At 55.6% G+C, this 19,376-nt stretch carries 16 protein-coding genes; 6 read left to right on the top strand and 10 right to left on the bottom strand.

Annotated features, from left to right (window positions below):
* Positions 1 to 199: 199 nt before the first annotated feature.
* From H5T67_09275 to H5T67_09255, 5 genes are read left to right on the top strand one after another with little or no spacing between them, the layout of a single operon-like run.
* Positions 200 to 592, top strand: a complete 393-nt coding sequence (locus tag H5T67_09275; GenBank protein ID MBC7245507.1) for an SCP2 sterol-binding domain-containing protein — start codon at positions 200 to 202, stop codon at positions 590 to 592.
* The gene (locus tag H5T67_09270) at positions 589 to 1,587 is read left to right on the top strand and encodes a hypothetical protein (protein ID MBC7245506.1); all 999 of its coding nucleotides are present in this window, start codon (positions 589 to 591) and stop codon (positions 1,585 to 1,587) included. Before H5T67_09275 ends, H5T67_09270 begins: the two co-directional genes overlap by 4 nt.
* Before the next feature lie 60 nt (positions 1,588 to 1,647).
* The gene (locus tag H5T67_09265; GenBank protein MBC7245505.1) at positions 1,648 to 3,144 is read left to right on the top strand and encodes a hypothetical protein; all 1,497 of its coding nucleotides are present in this window, start codon (positions 1,648 to 1,650) and stop codon (positions 3,142 to 3,144) included.
* Positions 3,145 to 3,172: 28 nt separating this feature from the next.
* Positions 3,173 to 3,808 (top strand): class II aldolase/adducin family protein, encoded by a 636-nt coding sequence (locus H5T67_09260; GenBank protein MBC7245504.1) that lies wholly within the window; start codon positions 3,173 to 3,175, stop codon positions 3,806 to 3,808.
* 16 nt (positions 3,809 to 3,824) lie between these two features.
* Entirely contained in the window at positions 3,825 to 5,792 is a 1,968-nt protein-coding gene (locus H5T67_09255; protein MBC7245503.1) for an aldehyde ferredoxin oxidoreductase family protein, read from the top strand.
* A gap of 15 nt (positions 5,793 to 5,807) precedes the next feature.
* On the opposite strand, the gene dapA (H5T67_09250) is transcribed toward H5T67_09255, so the two are convergent.
* The 10 genes from dapA (H5T67_09250) to H5T67_09205 all read right to left on the bottom strand — a co-directional run bounded on the left by dapA (H5T67_09250) (position 5,808) and on the right by H5T67_09205 (position 18,366).
* Positions 5,808 to 7,277 (bottom strand): 4-hydroxy-tetrahydrodipicolinate synthase, encoded by a 1,470-nt coding sequence (gene dapA / locus H5T67_09250; protein MBC7245502.1) that lies wholly within the window; start codon positions 7,275 to 7,277, stop codon positions 5,808 to 5,810.
* 86 nt (positions 7,278 to 7,363) lie between these two features.
* Positions 7,364 to 7,558, bottom strand: a complete 195-nt coding sequence (locus H5T67_09245; protein ID MBC7245501.1) for a hypothetical protein — start codon at positions 7,556 to 7,558, stop codon at positions 7,364 to 7,366.
* Between the two features lies 1 nt (position 7,559).
* Positions 7,560 to 8,990 (bottom strand): 4-hydroxy-tetrahydrodipicolinate synthase, encoded by a 1,431-nt coding sequence (gene dapA / locus H5T67_09240; GenBank protein ID MBC7245500.1) that lies wholly within the window; start codon positions 8,988 to 8,990, stop codon positions 7,560 to 7,562.
* Positions 8,991 to 9,075: 85 nt separating this feature from the next.
* Positions 9,076 to 10,026: a hypothetical protein gene (locus H5T67_09235; protein ID MBC7245499.1), complete on the bottom strand. Its 951-nt coding sequence runs from the start codon at positions 10,024 to 10,026 to the stop codon at positions 9,076 to 9,078.
* Between the two features lie 49 nt (positions 10,027 to 10,075).
* Positions 10,076 to 10,822, bottom strand: coding sequence for a transaldolase family protein (locus H5T67_09230; protein MBC7245498.1), 747 nt, complete (start codon positions 10,820 to 10,822; stop codon positions 10,076 to 10,078).
* Positions 10,823 to 10,878: 56 nt separating this feature from the next.
* Positions 10,879 to 12,486: a CTP synthase gene (locus H5T67_09225; protein ID MBC7245497.1), complete on the bottom strand. Its 1,608-nt coding sequence runs from the start codon at positions 12,484 to 12,486 to the stop codon at positions 10,879 to 10,881.
* Positions 12,487 to 12,513: 27 nt separating this feature from the next.
* Positions 12,514 to 13,131 carry an indolepyruvate oxidoreductase subunit beta gene (locus H5T67_09220; GenBank protein MBC7245496.1) on the bottom strand — a complete coding sequence of 206 codons (618 nt, stop codon included), beginning with the start codon at positions 13,129 to 13,131 and terminating at the stop codon, positions 12,514 to 12,516.
* Positions 13,128 to 14,939, bottom strand: a complete 1,812-nt coding sequence (gene iorA, locus H5T67_09215; protein MBC7245495.1) for an indolepyruvate ferredoxin oxidoreductase subunit alpha — start codon at positions 14,937 to 14,939, stop codon at positions 13,128 to 13,130. The genes H5T67_09220 and iorA overlap by 4 nt, the downstream gene beginning before the upstream one ends.
* A gap of 19 nt (positions 14,940 to 14,958) precedes the next feature.
* On the bottom strand, positions 14,959 to 15,918 hold the full coding sequence (locus tag H5T67_09210) for a hypothetical protein (protein ID MBC7245494.1): 960 nt from the start codon (positions 15,916 to 15,918) through the stop codon (positions 14,959 to 14,961).
* A 51-nt stretch (positions 15,919 to 15,969) separates the two neighbouring features.
* Positions 15,970 to 18,366, bottom strand: coding sequence for a DNA internalization-related competence protein ComEC/Rec2 (locus H5T67_09205; protein MBC7245493.1), 2,397 nt, complete (start codon positions 18,364 to 18,366; stop codon positions 15,970 to 15,972).
* A gap of 281 nt (positions 18,367 to 18,647) precedes the next feature.
* On the opposite strand from H5T67_09205, the gene H5T67_09200 reads away from it, so the two are divergent.
* Positions 18,648 to 19,166, top strand: a complete 519-nt coding sequence (locus H5T67_09200) for a hypothetical protein (protein MBC7245492.1) — start codon at positions 18,648 to 18,650, stop codon at positions 19,164 to 19,166.
* Positions 19,167 to 19,376 lie beyond the last annotated feature (210 nt).

Genomic DNA, 19,376 nt, shown 5'->3' with positions numbered 1-19,376 from the left:
TGATGCGTAGATACTTGTAGCGCTCATCAATGGTCATTTTCTCTTCGTTAGGCATAGTCCCTCCGGTGATATTATCATTTGAAAGAACTATACCTCTTTAGTGACATTTTAGATAAAAGAACACGAAACCTTGCCAGAATGGGTATTTCGTGGTAATATCCACAATAGTGGCTGCATTCCAGAAGAGGAGGAGATTGTTATGCCCGTATATCAAACACCGGATGAATTGAAACGAGTATTGGCCAAGATGGCTGAGTTGATGCAGTCTGATGCCGCACTCATCCAGGCCAGCAAGGGGAAGAACCTCTCCCTGAGCTACGAGTTCCCCGACCTGGACGTCTTCTTCTACACCCGTTTTTTGGATGGCAAAATCGAAGCGGGATTGGGCGAGCTCGAAGAATCGGACGCACAACTAACGATGGACAGCGACATTTTCGATGGCATGTTCACCGGCAAGGTGAACGCTGCCAAAGCGGCGATGAAAGGGGACCTGGCTTTTTCTGGCAATGTTGCCGCCGCGATGCGTCTGCAAAGCCTCATGGATGATTTTCAACGCATCTACCTGCAAGCAAAATCTGAAATAGGCTCATGAAGATTCTGATCACTGCTCAGTTCGACGAGGAGGCACTAGCCACCCTGCGCCGTTATGGGGAAGTGGAATACAGCAGCTATGGCGAACAGATGCAGGTCCTGGCTGGCTCCAAACTAGTCAAGGCGCTCGAGGGCGTGAACGTCCTGGTTACCGAGGTTGACCAGGTTCGCCGATATATCTTCTCCAAAGCACCTAGCCTGCGGGTTATTTCTTGTTGCCGTGGTGCACCAGTGAACATTGACATTGAAGCTGCTACTGAGTACGGCATCCCCGTGTTAATCACCCCTGGACGCAATGCCGATGCTGTGGCCGATCTGACGTTGCTGTTTATGCTCGCTCTGTTGCGACATTTCTTATCTGTGGCAAGCATTCTGCGTGAACCCGGTGATGGCATGGAGAAATTGGCTCGTGTCTTCACCCAGTACCGTGGCACGGAGCTCTGGGAAAAGACGGTTGGCCTGGTAGGACTAGGAGCAGTCGGGCGGGCTGTAGCAACTCGCTTGCGTGCTTTCGGAGCCCGCGTGGTAGCGTATGACCCCTACGTCGCCCGCGAAGAGGCCCTGGAGTTGGGTGTGACATTGTTGAGCTTGGAAGAACTGTTGCAGTGCTCTGACATCGTTAGTTTGCATGCACCTGTTACAGAGGAAACAACCGGACTGATCGGTGAGCGCGAATTCAGCCTAATGAAAAACGGAGCCTATTTCATCAATACCGCTCGCGCAGATTTGACAGATGAGACAGCTCTCTATCAAGCCCTACGCAATGGGCATCTGGGTGGCGCAGCCCTGGATGTATTCAAGGACGAGCCCCCATCTCCAGAGCATCCATTGCTGAGCCTGGAGAACGTCATCGCCACGCCTCACATTGGCGGAAGCACTGCCGAGGTAGTGACCCACCAATCGCGCATTGCCACAGCGGACTTGGTGCGGCTCTTCGAAGGACAGCGACCGTTGCACTGCGCCAATCCACAGGTGCTGGAGCGCTTCCAGTGGTAGCATGTCCATCTGTCTGAAATGCGCTTGTTGCGGGGTTATCACCACTGTGTGAGGTTGGCCATGAAAACTGATTGTGTAATCGCATTGGACGCCGGCAGCGGCTCTGGACGCAGTGCCATCTTCGACCTACAGGGCAATCTGATCTCTTCAGCAGCAGAGGACTGGTCTCCGCGCACTCCGGCAGATGAACCCCTGGGAGCGGAATTCGATCCTCAAGAGATGTGGGCTATCCTGTGTCGCACCACGAAGCAAGCCATGTCTCAGGCCAGCATCCACCCTCAGGATGTGCTTGGCATCAGTGCTACTAGTCAGCGCGATGGGGTTGTCTTTCTGGACGCAGGAGGTCGCGAACTCCACTGCAGTACCAATCGCGATGCACGCGGTGTCCTGCATGCCGAAGATATTGCCAACCAATTCGGCGAGATAGTTTACCGCATCGCCGGACGCTGGCCATTGGGTCTAGGCGCCGCAGAACGCTTATGGTGGTTTCGGATTCATCGTCCTGAGGTCTACGAGCGGGTCGCACGGGTCTTGATGATCAGTGATTGGCTGATCTATCGCCTCAGTGGTCAAATGTGTACAGAGCCGACGAATGCCAGTTCCTCCATGCTTTTCGATGTTGTGCAATGCACCTGGTCCTCTGAATTGGCTCATTGTTTAGGTTACTCCGAGCAACTCTATCCCCCTTGTCATCAGCCTGGGGAAACCGTAGGCGCATTGACCGCACAAGCAGCAGAGGCATTAGGCTTGCCAAAGGGCATCCCTGTTGCTGCTGGGGCCGGAGATTCGCAAGCTGCCTGCTTGGGTTGTGCTGCTTGGGAGGAAGGCGCAACCACGGTTATCGCGGGAACGACGATGCCAGTGCAAATGGTTCTTTCGCGGCCCGTTTTCGACGAACTGCACCGCTTGCATTTGGGAGCCTATGTCATCCCAGGTCGTTGGGTTTTGGAGAGCAATGCTGGGCTGGCTGGTAGCGCTTATCGTTGGTTTTGCCAGACCTTTGTCGGCGTTGGCAGGGCTGATTATTACAGACTAGAGAACGAAATGCAGCAAGCCCAGCCGGGAGAAGTATTGGCCGTGATAGGCCCACAGATTGCTGACTTCCGCGAACTGGCTTTCCCACCCAAATCCGTTTTTGTCTTCCCATTTCTAGGAGGCACAGAGCATCCGCCAACGCGCGGAGCTTTTGGCCGAGCTATCCTGGAAAACATCGCCTATGCAGTACGCGGCAATGTTGAGCAACTAGAGGCGATCAGTGGACAGAAGCTGAGCTGCTTGAATTTGTGCGGTGGTCTGGCCCATTCGGGCCTCTTTGCGCAGATTGTCGCGGATGTTTGCCAACACCCGGTGCAGGTACCGCGAGTGCACGAAGCTAGCAGTCTTGGTGCGGCAATCTGTGCTGCCGTGGGAGCGGGGCTATACCACGATTTACCTTCAGCCAGTGCAGCTATGGTGCACCAGGAAGCGCTGGTGGAGCCAAATGTCGAGAACGCGCGTGCTTACCGTGCGTTATATCGTAAATGGACTAGGCTATTTGAGCAGGCACGTGCGCTTTAGCATCTGAGCTAACGAAGGGGTTAAAGAGATGGCAACAGAGCAGGAATTGCGTCAGGAAATTGTCAGTGTTGTTGATGAGCTGTTTGCTATGGGGATGATTACGCCCACTGGCGGCAACATTTCGGTGCGTATCCCCGATGAAGAAGATGCCTTCCTCATCACGCCCACCATGCTCTACAAGGGTGGCCTCAAACCCGAAGACATGGTGAAGGTGAATAGCAAAGGCCGACCCTACGAGCGTCGTCAGCGCCCTTCGGTCGAGACCAGGGTGCATCTGGCTGTCTATGCCGCCTACCAGGAGATCGAAGCGGTTATCCACAGCCACGCTAGATTATGCACGGCATTGGGACTGATAAACGGCAGCATTCCACCCATCACAGTAGACGCGGTTCCATTTATCAATACACAGGTCATACCTTACTACGTATCAGGCTCAACGGAGTTATGCGAGGCGGTAGTCGCGGCACTGCAGCATAGCCCGGCGGTTTTGATGCAATGTCATGGCTTGCTGACTGTTGGCTGGACGCTGCGCCAGGCAGCGAACCGCACCATGGCCATCGAGGAGGTGGTTCAGGTTCTGCTAGCCTGCAAGCTTTTCGGCAAAGAGCCAGCTCACCTGCCACCCGAGATGGTGGAAATGTTACAGACAATGGGCATTGGTTAACCCACAGCAAGGGCATATGTTGAACGGATATTGGGGAAAGGTACTATTCGTTGATCTTTCAACTGGGCATCTTGAGGCACAAACGCTTCCAGATGAGATCTATCGCCAGTATCTAGGAGGATACGGACTGGGCGTGCGCGTGCTCTACGAACGCCTCCCAACCCACGCTGACCCTCTAGGCCCTGACAACATATTGGGATTCCTGCCCGGTCTGCTCACTGGCACCAACGCGCCTTTCAGTGGCCGCTTCATGGTGGTGGCCAAGTCGCCGCTCACCGGGGGCTGGGGCGATGCAAATGGCGGAGGCAGATTTGGCCCAGCCTTGCGCGGGGCGGGCTACGATGGCATCTTCGTTCGTGGCATAGCAGAGAGCCCTGTCTATCTCTACGTAGATGACCAGTATGCTGAACTACGCGATGCTGGTGAGCTGTGGGGTCTGGACACAGTCGCGACGGAGGAAGCCATCCGACACGCTACTTCGACAGATGTGCAGGTGGCCTGCATCGGTCCTGCGGGGGAAAAGCGCTCGCTCATCTCCGGGATTGTCAACGATGGCGGTCGGATTGCCGCTCGCTGCGGTTTGGGGGCAGTGATGGGCACCAAGAACTTGAAAGCCGTGGCTGTACGGGGTAAGGCAACGCTATCCCTTGCGCACAAGAACGCCTTTGAACAAAGCGTAAAAGGTTACCGCCAATTGTTCCGCCGGCAACCGGCCCGCTGGATACCCATTGTACCCAAGTTCCTCCATGTCTTTGCTCCTCTTTTGCGCCGTCTCAGTTTCAAACCCACTAGCGGCCCAGTACAGATGATCATTGACACCTATCGCTTGTACGGGACAGCATCAGCAACCGCTTTGCTGGTTGCTCTTGAGGATACCCCTATCCGCAATTGGACGGGTACAAGCGTACGGGACTACCCGGTCAGCATGGCTGAAAACATCAGCGATGAGGCGGTCATCCGCACCAAGATTAAACCATATGCCTGTCACAGTTGCCCGCTCGCATGTGGCGCAACCATCCGATTGCCAGACGGAGGCACTGGTCACCGCCCAGAGTACGAGACACTGGCTGCTTTCGGCCCATTGCTCATGAACGCTGATCTGGATACGGTGGTGGCCTGCAATGAAATCTGTAACCTGGCCGGATTGGATACCATCTCCACAGGCGTGGCTGTGGCTTTTGCCGTCGAGTGCGCTGAGCGTGGCTGTCTGCCGCCTGAACTAGCTGATGAACTTGACCTTCGTTGGGGAGATGGGCAAGCAATCATCGAGCTGACCAGGCGCATTGCTGCTCGTCAGCCAGGACTCGGGGAATGGCTGGCCGACGGTGTACGGCGAGCCGCGGCGAGGCTCGATCCCGCTGCTCAAGAGGCCGCTGTGCACGCTGGTGGCCAGGAACTGCCGATGCACCGCGGACTCTACGAGCCCATCGTTGCCGTTGGTTACCTGCTGGATCCGGCACCGGGTCGTCACACTGCTACTCTTAGCGGGATGACGGCTAATCCCACCATCGCGCGCTATCTCAAACTGAGTGGACTCCAGCCGGCTGACCGCTATGATTACGCTGCCAAGGGAGCAGAAGCGGCCGTGGCCATGCAAGTGGTGCGCGCCTTTGATTCCCTGGGCTTATGTCAATTCAGTTTGTTGATGGGTGAACCACCCGTTCTGGATTGGTTACGAGCTGCTACTGGCTGGGATGTGGACGAACTGGACTTGCTCCGCATCGGAAGGCGCATCCAGGCCCTGCGCCATGCCTTTAATGCCCGCGAGGGCATCTCGCCAAAGCAAGTTACGCTGCCAGCACGCGAGCGCGGAGAACCTCCTCTAGAGGTAGGTCCTCTGGCTGGTGTGACGCTGGATACAGAGGCGATGTCCAAGAGCTACTTCGAGATCATGGGCGTTGACCCAGTCACCGGTTGGCCTCTGCCGGAGACAGTGAAAACGTTGGGATTGAAAGCAGTGCTGTATAACCCCTATCCCTTATAGAAACCCTGGTTTCTTTTATGGCGCGTACCGGAATGGGTGGCGCACCGCTTGTCTCTCGTGTAGCATCTCTTCGAGCGTGGGACGCCCCTCAATGGCTTTGCGAATGGCGGCGCGCATCGCCTTATAGTTGTTCACCTCGATGCGCTTGCGGTTGGCTGCTGCAGGGTGAACGAATGCATTGGCAATCATGACCAGATCGTCCAGCGCCTCTTTAGGCAGGAAGCCATCGGCAATGCTGGCCTCGATAGCCTGCACAATGCCATTGGTGGCCCAAGTGTAAATGTGTTCTGCCTGCTTATCCGTGCGCAAGGTAACAGTTGGCACAAGCAACGTGCGCGGGCGTTCGTAAATGACGCGCACCTCGTGTCCAGGATGCGATACAGTGAGCGCCTGGTCAATAGCCCGGTCCACTGGCCCGCCTCGCTCGCCCAACAGCAGGTCAATATGTGCCAACTCGAAGAAAGGTGGTCCGGCAAAGCCCTCGCCAATCTTCAGAGCAAACCCATTGACCCGGTGCGGCGTTTGGGGTGTGGCAGGAACGGTTGTACGCACCGTTTTGCCGCGCAATTCATATTCCATTACCCGTAGCGGGATCTTGCCCAACTTTTCCAGTTGCCAGCGCAGGTCTTCGCGATCCTCGCGTCGGAAAGCATCGCCAGGCATCATAGGCAAGCGCGCATTGCCCACCTCGAGTCCCATCATCCATAGCCCCTCTTTGACCGCCTGAACAGAACCCTGTCTGGTGATGAGACGCACCAATATCTGGATCTTGGCTTGCAAAGCCTGCGCTTGGGCTAGGTCGCCATTCCGCACGGCAGCGTAAATCTGCTGCCAGACATCCGGGATAAGGTTGGCACTGGCAAGGATAGCGCCATCTGCTCCTGCTGCCAATGCCGCAGTAATGATTTCATCGTGGCCACAGAAAATGCCGACCAGCCCCTTTATTTTCTCAAACAGAGCCATCAAAAACGGCATGTCCCCGCTGGAATCTTTAATGCCAACCACGTTATCCAGTTGTGCCAATCCCTCCGCAGTCCACCATTCGTAATGGGTACCAGCGCATTGGGGGATGTTGTAGAGGATAATCGGCAGGCCGACTTTACTCACCGCCTCATAGTGCTCGTAGATCTCGTTGTAGGTAGGTTTGAGGTAATAAGGTGCCACGACAAGGGCTGCCTGCGCTCCAGCGTCTTTGGCGTAGCGCGTCAGGGCCACGGTATCGCGCGTGCTGGCACAGCCTGTGCCCGCAACCACCGGAACACGCCCTGCCACTTCATCCAGAGCGATGGCAATGGCCTGGCGTTTCTCATCCTCGGTCAAATAGACGAACTCGCCCGTTGTCCCTACCGGCACAACCCCATTCACATAGGGCAGGACAAAGCGAATCAAGGCACGGTACGCTGCCTCATCAATAGCCCTGCCATTTACAAATGGAGTTACCAGAGCCGGAAAGATCCCTTTGAACCACTCTGGTTTCTTGTTCATGTTTGCTCCTTTCACGTCAGAGAAGAAAGCCTCTTAACTCAGATCAGGAAAATGCAATCTCGTAATGAGCACCTCAGTGCTTCCACTCAGCGTTTGTAACACGCGACAAATCGCGCAATAGAGCGATCGTACGTGCGCTCTACCTCTGGCGGGAAAAGGCAGCCAGGTAGTTCACCGTAGCGACGGTGGTAGGCAATGCACTCACAACAGATGCCCTTACGCGGGCATGGTTCATAGGTACAGGTGCAGGTTTGTTTGTTCTTTTCTTGTTTGCATTCCATCTCAGAGTCCTCTATTGTATGCATTGTTCAGTGCCTCGTTCATCGCTCTATAGGCATTCCAATAAATCTGATGGCGGTCCAATGCCTGGGGATGCACGGTAACTTGCGCTAGCATGATCTCTCCCTCCATGGCAGATGTCGGTATCAACCCCGAAGCCAAGCCATCTACAACAGCTTTGCCCACTGCCGTCTGCGTAGGCCCGTAGATCATGTTGGCCTGGCGCAGATCCTTCAGTTCCACGACGGGCACGATGAGCGTAGCCGGGCGCACGGTCAAATTGGGTTCAAGGATGGCAGTCAAAGCCTCGTGCCCTTGGCGCGGGTAGGTGAGTTGCAGCGCATAGGCATCGCCAACTGGGCCATCTTTGGGGCCCGCCACTAGGTCAATCTGTACCCTTTCTACACCTTCGCCAACTACCGCAGTGCCCATGCGCACGCCATTCGATTGCAAGAGGTCGGCTGGCAATCCCAGAGAGGCAAACCGCTCCGGCAAAGGCGCACTCGGAGCCTCGATCTCCACCTCTGTAGCGCTGATCTTGCCCAGTTTTTCCAGCTCCAGGCGTATCTCAGCGCGCACCTCGTTGATGAGCACACCGCCTTGCCGAAGCAACGGACGGCGGGGGCCACCGACTTTGATGCCCATCATGTTCAGCGCTGCTTTGATGGCTACTCCGCCACCGTGCCGGCAGAAGATGCGCGCTAGCTTTTGCACGCTGAGTTGCAGCGTTCGTGCTGTCTCCAGGTCACCTGCCTGGACTGCAGCATACACCTTCTGCCATATCTCAGGAAAGACCTGCGCACTGGCCAGAATCATGCCACTGCAGCCCGCGGCCAGGGCAGGCAGAACCACTTCGTCATGTCCGATAAGCACATCTAGCCTACCCTTGGTCATTTCCAGCACCTCCATGGTATAGGTGAGATTGCCGGAGGAATCCTTCAGCGCGACGATGTTGGGGATATCGGCCAGATCCTCGATTACCGTGCGCGGAAGGTAGGCATCCACAGTCTGGGGGATATTGTACATGATGATGGGCAAGTCCACAGCCTGGGCAATCTCATAGAAGTGCTGATAGATGCCCTTATCAGCGGGATGTAGGAAAAAGGGCGTGACCACCAGGCAGGCATCAGCTTCCGCCTGCTGGGCGGCGCGTGCCAACTGCACCGCCTGCCGGGTCGAGGCAGCACCCGTGCCAGCGATTACTGGCACTCGTCCGGCTACTTCGTCTATCACAATCTCGATAATGCGCCTTTGTTCATCTGGGGTGAGATAGACGAACTCGCCCGTTGTGCCACACGGGACAACGCCATCCACATGGGGCAAGACGTGACGAACCAATGTGCGCAGACCGGCTTCATCCACCTCCTCATCGGCCGTGAAAGGAGTTACTAAAGCGGGCATGACGCCACGTGGTTTGAATGCGACGCTTTTCATTTCATTCTCTCCTTTGAGATAAGTTGGCAAGAGCCGCATCCTGTAGCGTGGTATCAAACTCACAGAAGGATGCGGCTCTTTTGCCCTATGGCTTGGGAATCGCCAAATCCGCCGGACCGATGCCTGACATAGTCGCCTCTGGGAAGTTCTCCTGGATCAGTTCGTGGATGATCTGCGCGTATTTGACCTTTTCGCGCGCTAGGAAAGCCAAGGCATCCACGCTCGTCCATGGTTTGTACAGCGCCCCAGGCCCTGCCGCACAGGCTGGCCCAGGCTCGATCTTGAAGTAGCAGGGAGCACAGAGACGAGCCATCTCAGGTCCTTCGTAGAAGCGGTTGTATCCGCCAAAGGACTCCGCCAGGTAGATGTGCAAATCCAGCGGGATGTTGCAGCCCTGACGGATGGACGCCAACTGTGGCAGCGAGAGATCACCCAAGGGATTGAATGTACTCGCGCCCAGTATCTCCAAGAGTTTGCCACCAGCGGCCGAGGCGTGCCCGGCATAGATAGAGACTTTGAACACCACATCGCGCGGTATGTCCCCGTTCTTCTTCATTTCGTTCAGTAGCCAGAGCAACCCTTCGTCTATGACCAGGAAACCGCGAAAGCCCAGGTCTATGCAGCGCATGATGTCGGCGATGACATAGCGCAACTGGTCAGAGCCGCGGAAGCGCAGGCCGGAAAGGCCACCCTCTGGGGTAACCAATTGGCGTCCTGTATCCCAAGCCGAGCGAGGGCCGGGGGTGAGGATCACCTCCATTTTGGCGTTGGCAGCGATTTGAGCAAAATCGCGCAGTTCCGCCTTGTCCAAGAGGGTGGCGCCCATCACCACGGAAATCAGGCGGTGAATGGGCATCTTGCGTTTTCCCGCTTCATCCACCACGGCTTCAAGCACTTGTGGGCGCTCGACTCCGGACACCTCCATGCGGTACCAAGCACCGTCTGGAAAGCGCTTCGTGCTCGTGGGCAAGTCATAGGCATCACGCCCTGGAATGCCCGCTTTCTCCATAGCTTTGATCACATGGTCGAACTTCATTGTTCTCCTCCTTCTTTGGAATGTGATTAGGCAAAGTACAAGATTCCTACTATTTGCTCCCTTTCACCTTTGCCCAATCTGCCAGGAAGCGCTCTACCCCAATGTCGGTCAGGGGATGTTTGAGCGCTTTCATCAGGACATCATAGGGCACGGTGGCGATGTCCGCGCCAGCCAGCGCTGCCTGCGTGATATGCAGAGGGTGGCGGATGCTGGCAGCGATGACCTGGGTATCTATACCATAGGTCTCGAAGATCTGGACAATATCGGCAACGACCTGCATGCCATCCTCACCGATGTCATCGAGCCGTCCCACGAAGGGCGAGACAAAATCGGCCCCAGCATTGGCGGCGAACAATGCCTGGTTCGGTGAAAAGACCAAAGTGGCGTTGATGCGGATGCCCCACGAAGATGCTAATTCTCGGGCAAGTTCAATGCTCGTGTCGCACTTCCCCAGCCATGGGCAACCTTGGCACAGCCGATCCAGGTCCACTTCCTCGCGGCTGATCATTTTCATTGCCTTGAGACCCTCGGCAATGGTAGGAACCTTGACCACGACGTGTGGCGACCAGGTGGCGATTTCCTTAGCCTCAGCCAACATCCCTTCTGCATCGAGGCTCACCACCTCGGCACTGATGGGATTCTGCACCAGGTAGCAGATCTCGCGTGTAACCTCTCTATAGTCTCCGCGCCCCGCACGCATCATCAGACTGGGATTAGTCGTTACCCCACTAATAATTCCTAGTTTCACTGCTTCGCGAATTTCGTCCAGTTTCGCGGTATCGAGAAAGATTTCCATGGCTCCTCCTTTGGGATGGTAGAGTGAGGAGTGAGGCGTGCTCCGGCTCCCAATCATCACTCATCACTCTTGGTATATTGTATCGCTGCTTCCACAAAGCCACTGAATAGGGGATGCGGTTTGCCCGGTCTCGATCGGAATTCAGGGTGAAATTGGCATCCCACCATCCAGGGATGATCACGCAATTCCACGATCTCCACCAGCCGTCCATCTGGCGAGAGCCCGCTGAACACCATACCCGCACTTGCCAACAAGTCACGGTATTGGTTGTTCAACTCAAAGCGGTGCCGATGCCGTTCGTACACCAGTGGCTCTCCGTATGCGGCAGCCACCTTGGTTCCTGGAACCATCTGGCACGGATAGACCCCCAGGCGCATGGTACCGCCCATATCCGTGATTGCCCGCTGTTCTGGCATCAGATCGATCACCGGATATTTGGTAGATGGGTCAAATTCCGTGCTATTGGGCTCATCACTGCCCAGCACATGGCGCGCCAGTTCGATGACCATCACTTGCATGCCCAAGCACAAACCTAAGTAGGGCTTCTTATGCTCGCGGGCATAACGGGCAGCGATGATCTTGCCTTCGATGCCCCGATAGCCAAAGCCGCCTGGCACGATGATGCCTGCTACCTGCTCCAGGCGCTCCAAGCCGCGCCCCCTCTCCAGGTCCTCCGAACTAATCCATTCGATGCGTGTGCTATAGCCATGAGCAAGCGCTGCATGGAATAAGGCTTCGCGCACGCTGATATAGGCATCCAAGAGCGCTACATACTTGCCTACGATCGCAATGCGTAGCTCGGGCTTAGGGCGCTCGATCTCAGCTACCAGATGACGCCAGAAAGTCAGATCAGGCTCTGAGGGCAAGCCCAGGCGCTCACTGATGAATTGTCCAAGTCCTGCTTCCTCCAGGATAAGGGGCACTTTGTATACGGTCTTGGCCGTAACCAGAGGGATCACGGCACGTTTTTCCACATCGCAGAAGAGGGATATCTTATCCTTCAAGGCCTCGTCTATGTCATAATCAGAGCGGCAGACAATCACATCGGGCTGGATGCCAAAACTGCGCAGTTGCATTACCGAATGCTGGGTGGGCTTGCTCTTCAATTCGCCAGTGGTGCTGATGTAGGGAACGTAAGTGACATGCACATAGAGCACATTTTCACGCCCTACATCTTTGCGCATCTGGCGGATCGCTTCCAGAAAGGGCTGGCCCTCAATATCGCCAACCGTACCCCCTACCTCGACAATAACCACCTCTGCCCCTGTCTCCGCTGCCACGCGGCCAATGCGGCGCTTGATCTCATTGGTAATATGGGGAATCACCTGGATCGTGCCTCCTAAAAAGTCCCCCCGACGCTCCTTGGCGATCACCTCGGAGTAGACCTGCCCTGTAGTCACGTTGCTTGACGCTAGCAGGTTCTCATCAATGAAACGTTCATAGTGGCCTAAATCGAGGTCAGTCTCGCTGCCATCCTGCAGCACAAACACCTCGCCATGTTGGTAGGGACTCAGTGTGCCTGGGTCCACGTTGAGATAGGGGTCCAGCTTCTGAATGGAGACGCTCACGCCGCGGCTCTTGATCAGCCGTCCAATAGAGGCTGCTGTGACGCCTTTGCCCACCGAACTAATCACGCCACCGGTAACAAAAATATACTTAGCCATTTTATCGCTAGTCCATTAGTCGTTTGATCATCGATCTTTTTCCATCGCCTCTCGTCCCGCCAGGAAGGCCCGCTCATTCAAATCGGCAAATCGTTGCGGAACACGCTCACGGACAGATTCCAGCCATACCGCGAGGGGAACATGGGGAAGGAAGTGGGATAAGGCACCCAAAAGCACGACATTGTTCACTCTGGCATTGCCTAGGCTCTCAGCCAACGCAATGGCCGGCACCCAATAATAGCGTGTGGTTACGGCGCTCAAGATCCGTTCGATGCGTGCGTTATCCGGGTAGTCGTCGTTGCCAGAGCTCACCGAAAGGGGCGGGATCGCATAGTCATTGACCAGCACCGTGCCGCCCGGACGCAGCATTTCGATGTGCCGCAGGGCTTCCAGCTTCTCAAAAGCGAGGAAAAAGTCCGCCTCGCCCAGCCCAATCAAGGGGGAATAGACCTTATCCGCCCAGCGCACCTGGCTGGTCACGCTGCCCCCGCGCTGTGCCATGCCATGCACTTCGGATTTCTTCACGTCATGACCGATGGACAAACCGACAGCAGCCAATATATCACTGGCAAGGATAGTGCCCTGGCCGCCTACCCCAGCAAGGAGGAAATTGATCGGAGTCTGCTCTGTGGATCGCTCGCTCATTGTTGCTGCTCCTTGTTCTCAATCAGTTGATGACGGAAAAGGATTGCCCGACGTGTACATACCTGAGCACAAATTTCGCAACCGGTGCATAGCAGTGGGTCAATGCGCGCCTTTGGACGGCCCGTCTTGGCATCCAGCTCGCCGCTCTTGACCACCGCGGGGCAGCCTATGCGAAAACAAAGTCCACAGCCATTACAGCGCTCAGCGTTCACTTGCAAGGGCATCCACTGTTTTCTTGCTTCAGGCATCAGCGCGCACTCGCGTCGAGCAACGATCAAGGCAGGTTCATCAGCCTCTAAGCAGTCCTTGAGCGCTGCCTCTACTGCCTTTAGATCGTAGGCATCCACCGTGTGAACGCGCTGAATGCCCATAGCGTGGGCCAACGCTTCAAATTCTACCTGCACCGTCTCCCTTCCTTGCAGTGTGCGTCCTGTACCTGGATGCTGTTGATGGCCGGTCATAGCTGTGGTGCGATTGTCGAGAATAATGGTGGTGACATTACTGCGGTTGTAAGCCACGTTGAGCAAGGCAGGCATGCCCGTGTGGAAAAAGGTGGAATCGCCTAGAGCAGCGATATTGCGCTGGGCAATGCCAGCTTTCGCCACGCCATGCGCTACGCCAATGCTTGCCCCCATGCAACCGCACGTATGCAGCGCACCCAGCGGTGGTTGAAAAGCCAAGGTATAGCAGCCAATGTCCCCGTTCACCACTAATCCAAGCTTCTTCGCCACATAGAGCGTGCCACGATGCGGGCATCCCGGACATAAAATAGGAGGGCGAGATGGCAGCGGCCCTTTCTCTGGCGTGACAACCGGGACACGCGCAGAAGGAGGCAACAATCCTGCTTTGATGGCACACTCGCGCACCACCTGCTGATCCAACTCACCGCAAATGGGGAAAATGCTCTTCCCCTCCACTGCTATGCCTAACAAACGAATCTCTTCCTCGAGGAATGGATCCAACTCTTCGATCACGATGAGGCGTTCCACCTGAGAAGCAAACTCGCGCAGCATCTTGGCCGGCACGGGGTAGGTCATGCCTAACTTGAGCATCGAGGCTTCTGGGAAGACCTCGCGCGCGTACTGGTAGGCCACGCCATTGGATACAATGCCCAATGCACGGTCCTTGAGTTCCATACGGTTGTAGGGAAATGTCTCAGCGAATTGGGCCAGCTTGGTAACCCGCTCTTCGATCACCGGATGGCGACGTCGTGCGTTGCCAGGCACCATGACGTACTTGGTCGTGTCAATACGGTAAGGTGGCTTTTCCGTACGTGCTGGAGGGCGTACGCCCTGCAATTCCACCAAGCTGCTGGAATGGGAGATGCGGGTGGTCAGGCGCAACATCACCGGCGTGTCGAATTGTTCGCTGATGTCCAAGGCAACGCCTACCAAATCATGGGCTTCCTGGCTATCGCTTGGTTCCAGGCAGGGTATGCGGGCAAATTTGGCATAACGGCGGTTATCCTGTTCGTTCTGCGAGCTGTGCATGAAAGGGTCATCGGCGTTGACGATGACCAAGCCAGCTTCCAGCCCAGTCATAGAAGCATAGAAGAAGCTATCCGCTGCCACGTTCAGTCCGACATGCTTCATCACCGCCATGGCACGGCTGCCGGCATAAGCAGCCCCCACTGCTACGTCGAGTGCGACCTTTTCATTGGGGGACCACTCTGCATATACATCGGGCATCGGCGCAAAGGTCTCCAGGATTTCAGTACTGGGTGTGCCAGGATAGGCAGCCGCCACGTGCACCCCGCTTTCCCATGCCCCCCAGGCTACAGCTTCATTGCCTGACAAGAACCTCTTCAATGCTCGACCTCCTTTGGTATCATTTGCTTACGAGCAGGCCATTCTCCTCCAGTGCCTGCAATACACTCTGAGCAACAAGGCGCTCACCAGCCGCTGTCAGGTGCACGCCATCTTCCGCCAGCAATGAGAGCTGTTCCGACTGATAGTTGCTGAAGATGCTGTGCAAATCCAGCAGGCAAACACCATGCTTTGCTGCGGTCTCTCGGATAATGCGATTGTATTCCTCATAAATGGACAATTGACGTTGATGCTGGACCGCGTCCAGGTAGGCATCGAATGCCTCCGTCACAGGAGTGGTCGTCATAAGGAACAGCGCAGTGCAACCATTTTGCTTTATTCCTTCTATCAGGCGCTCTTGGGCTATGGCAAACCCCTCACGCGAGACCCGTGGCTGGGGTTCACCCTCCATACGCACTTCTGGCAATCGCTCACGCCAGCCCAGCCGCAGCAGCAGGCGCCGGGTTCGGGCGCGAAGAGTCAGCCAAAGATGGCTACGCTGCAAAAGCGCCGCCACTCGTCCCCGCCATCCAGGACTGCCGCGCATCTGGCGTTCGCGAATCGGGTCCAGCGGCCAATAGCCCAACCGCCCATCGTTCAAGCCAAAAGCAATAAGGACGACATGTGGCTTGTACCATAGCACGTCGCGCTCCAGACGAGCCAGTCCTTGTACTGCGGTATGGCCCCGAACGCCGGAATTGATCACCACGACATCGAGGTTGGCATGCCTTTGCCTCAGCAAATCAGCCAGCACAGCGGGATAAGTTTGAGCATAAGGCAGGTCTTCGCCATACGTAATGGAATCCCCCAGGCAAACGATGCGATATTTGTCCTTGATCTCATCCCAGGTCAATGCGCGGGTTTCCTCGCGCAAGTCTATAGGGAGCCTCTGCCTTAACGTCTGCTGGTGGTACACACGAAGCAGAAGTTCACCGGCGAGGAGCACTAGAAGCACACAAAAGATGGCCATACACCTGGACATTATACTCACTCTACCCTCTTTTGACAAAGCCCTTGCAAAGAGCAGGCTCTATCAACGCTTCCCTGACCGCACCTGGCAATGCTGTCCATCTGCAATCACCTCCATGGTTCCTACTTGATCCGTGCGCAGGACCTGTATCCCCGCATGATCTAGGCACGACAAGGTCGTCTCTGCGGGATGACCAAAGCGGTTATCCGCTCCTACAGAGATAATTGCGATGTCAGGATGGATCGTAGCCAACAAAGCCTCGTTGATGGCCTGGTCGCTGCCGTGGTGAGGAACCTTAAGCACAGTGCAGTCCAATGACCACCCTGCATCCTGCAAAGCAAGCAGATGGTCAGCCTCCAGATCGCCCGTGAACAGAAAGGATATCTCTTGCCAGGCTAGGCGAGCGACAAGTGATGTCTGGTCGAGCTTATCGGCATCTCCATTGATAGGAGGCAATACCTCCATGGTTAGACCATCGCCCAGGTCTACTTGCATGGCCTGTTCGACCGTCATCACTGGGATATCCTTTTCTAGGAGGAGCTGCTGCCATTGCTCACACAGTGGCGAATTGCAAGTAGCAGTGCTGATCAACACCTGTCTGACCTGGTACCTTTCCACCACGGGTAGCAGCCCGTACAGATGGTCATCATGCGGGTGTGAAAGCAGGATAAGGTCTATCCGTCGGTCCCAGAAGGGCAATCGCCGTCCAAAAGCTGCAAGCAGCGCAGCGGGACTGGGGCCACCGTCTATCAGCAGGCGGTTGCCCGTTGGCGTTTGCACCAGGATGGCATCACCCTGGCCCACATCCAAGAACACCACGTGGAGTTTGCCATCAGGCAAATGGGCTACTTCCATCCACACTAGAATAGCGACAATGGCCAGGGCCGAGGCAGTCAGTTTGCGTGTCAACCCTTGGTGCAGCAGACGCCTCAGTACTGCCTTTACCGAAGCAAAGAGATTTGTTGCTGGCCTCAAACTGAGGAGAAGCAAAATGGCGTAGTAAGCCAAATAAACCGCAGGATTGACCTGACTTATCGTCCCAGAAATGTGCACCCACTGGGCCATGATCTCCACGACACGGATGGTGTAAGTCAAGAATAACCATGCTGCCCAGCCAAGCCATCTTCCCATAGGTAGCGACAACAGCCCGGCTATGGCAGCAGTGCTGCCGAGGTACATGATAGCAGGCTGCACTGGCAGGATAAGCAGGTTGGCAATCAAACTGAGCGGTGAGAACTGCTGGAAGTGATACATGAGCAGGGGCAAGGTCGTAATCATCGCGGCCAATGTGACCAACAGAGTGTCGTTGAGCAGCCGCGTTACCTGCTGGGCAGTTTCCACAGGGACAAACCGACAGAGTGCGTTTTCAAGCCCTCTTTGGAGCTTTTCAGCGTACACAATCAAGCCCAAGGTGGCGGCGAAAGAGAGCTGAAAAGCAACGTCCCACAAGAGAAATGGCTGCCATGCCGTCATCAACCAGGCTGCAGCGAACAGGCTCGTCAGGGCATGGCTTGGCCGTCCGACGATCAAAGCCAATGCTGCCAGGCCACCCATGATCGCCGCGCGCACCACTGGGGGATCAGCGCCGACCAGAACAGCATAAAGTGCAATCGCGCCTACTGCTATGAACAACGCCACATAGCGCGGCAGCATGCGGGTAAATACTTTGACCAATGCCGCGGAGATGATGGCAATATTGAACCCAGAGATAGCAATAATGTGCGCCGTGCCGGTAGCCTGGAACTTGTCCAGCAAAGAACGCGGGATGCCCTCATCACTGCCAAGCAAAATGCCAATCAGCAAAGACGCCTCTGGCTCAGGAAGAATGCTCGCGATAACGCTTTGCGTGCGCCGCTTTATGGCATAGAGCACAGCCGGCAGGCGCTTGCCTCGATCGCGTGCTAGGAGCGTGATGTGAGGATAGCTGAGCAGCGAATGGATGCCCTTTCTGGCCAGGTAGGTGCGGTAGGAGAAACCATCGGAATCGCTTGGCGTCTGGAGCTTGCCTTGGATCTCTAGTTCGTCGCCATAACGATACGTCTTATAGCTATGGATCTGCACTAGGACCTGATCCTGCATAGGCATCCACAAATCACCAGCCTTGAGCCTGGATACTGAGACTTGCAGCCTAGTTGAACGGTCACGGGCCACCGGCTCATTTACAACAATGCCCTGCAGCACGACCTTTTCACCTTCATTGTAGGCAGCCAGTGGTCCAGGTACCAGGGTGGGACGTGCCAGATCATAGCGCCAAATGCCCAGCAGTAGGATCAAGAAATAGATGCTGGCGAGCTGTATCGCTCTGGTTTGCGAAAGCTGCACACGGATTTGCCTGCGCAGAATAAAAAAGACCGCGAGGCATGCCCCGGCTGCCACTGCAATGCCCCACACGGGAGGGTGAATAAGAGAACTGAGATAAATACCCAGCAGCCAGGCACAGGCAAGGTAGAAAAGGGTCATCACGCCTCACAGGGTCCTTTGCTGGCTTGTTATTCTATCAGGCCTTCCTTACTTTGGCAAACGACAACGTCATCTTTTATGGTACTGCCAGCCGACTGAACGAGTTCTTACGAATATAAGAAGCAGGTTTTGGGTTTCTGTGTACTTGTACAGTATAATCAAGCCGCCAGGGCGGGTTACGAAGAGGCACGCCTGGCTATGAGAAAGAAGCTAGCAATCAAAGTTGAGGTAGGCGTGGAAACGGGCTGCTCTTCGACTTTCCTTATCAGGGATAACAATTAATGCCATATTACTACGCTCTGAGCATTCTTCTCTCTGCTTTTCTCCTCTTTCTGGTTCAGCCTATGATCGGAAAGGTTATTCTGCCCTGGTTTGGTGGCACGCCAACAGTATGGCCTACGGTGTTGCTTTTCTTTCAGGTCGTTTTGACCGGCGGCTATGCCTACGCCTATTGGCTGCTGGGACGACCGCGTAACCGCTTGCAAAGCATGATACACCTGCTTCTGCTGTGCTTGTCACTTGGCCTATTACTGGTTACGACGCTGGTTTGGACTTCTCCCCTTACCCCAGATGCCAGTTGGCGTCTGCAAGGCAATGCTCAGCCTATCCTGGGAATCCTGAAAGTTCTGGCGGTTTCAGTAGGTATCCCCTATTTTCTGCTTTCATCCAACAGCACTCTGATGCAGGGATGGTTCAGCAACGAGTATCGCGATCGAATTCCCTATCGCTTGTATGTACTGTCGAATCTCGGGTCGCTCCTGGCCCTGATCAGTTATCCCATCCTTTTGAACCCCATCTGACTATCCGAGCGCAAGCCTGGCTCTGGTCAGCAGGGTATGTCGGCTTTGTGCTCAGCGCAGCCTATATGGCATGGAGAACCTATCACCGGGTACCAGACATAGTGGCGCAGAAGGATAAGAGCGCTTATCCCGCTGCGGAGACGCGACCTGGCATAGGGTCCACATCCTTTGGATTGGCTTGGCCGCTTGAGCCTCGACTTTGCTGATTTC

The sequence above is a fragment of the Chloroflexota bacterium genome, from assembly GCA_014360905.1.
Taxonomy (GTDB): domain Bacteria; phylum Chloroflexota; class Anaerolineae; order UBA2200; family UBA2200; genus JACIWX01.
This window is presented reverse-complemented; position numbering and strand designations above follow the sequence as displayed.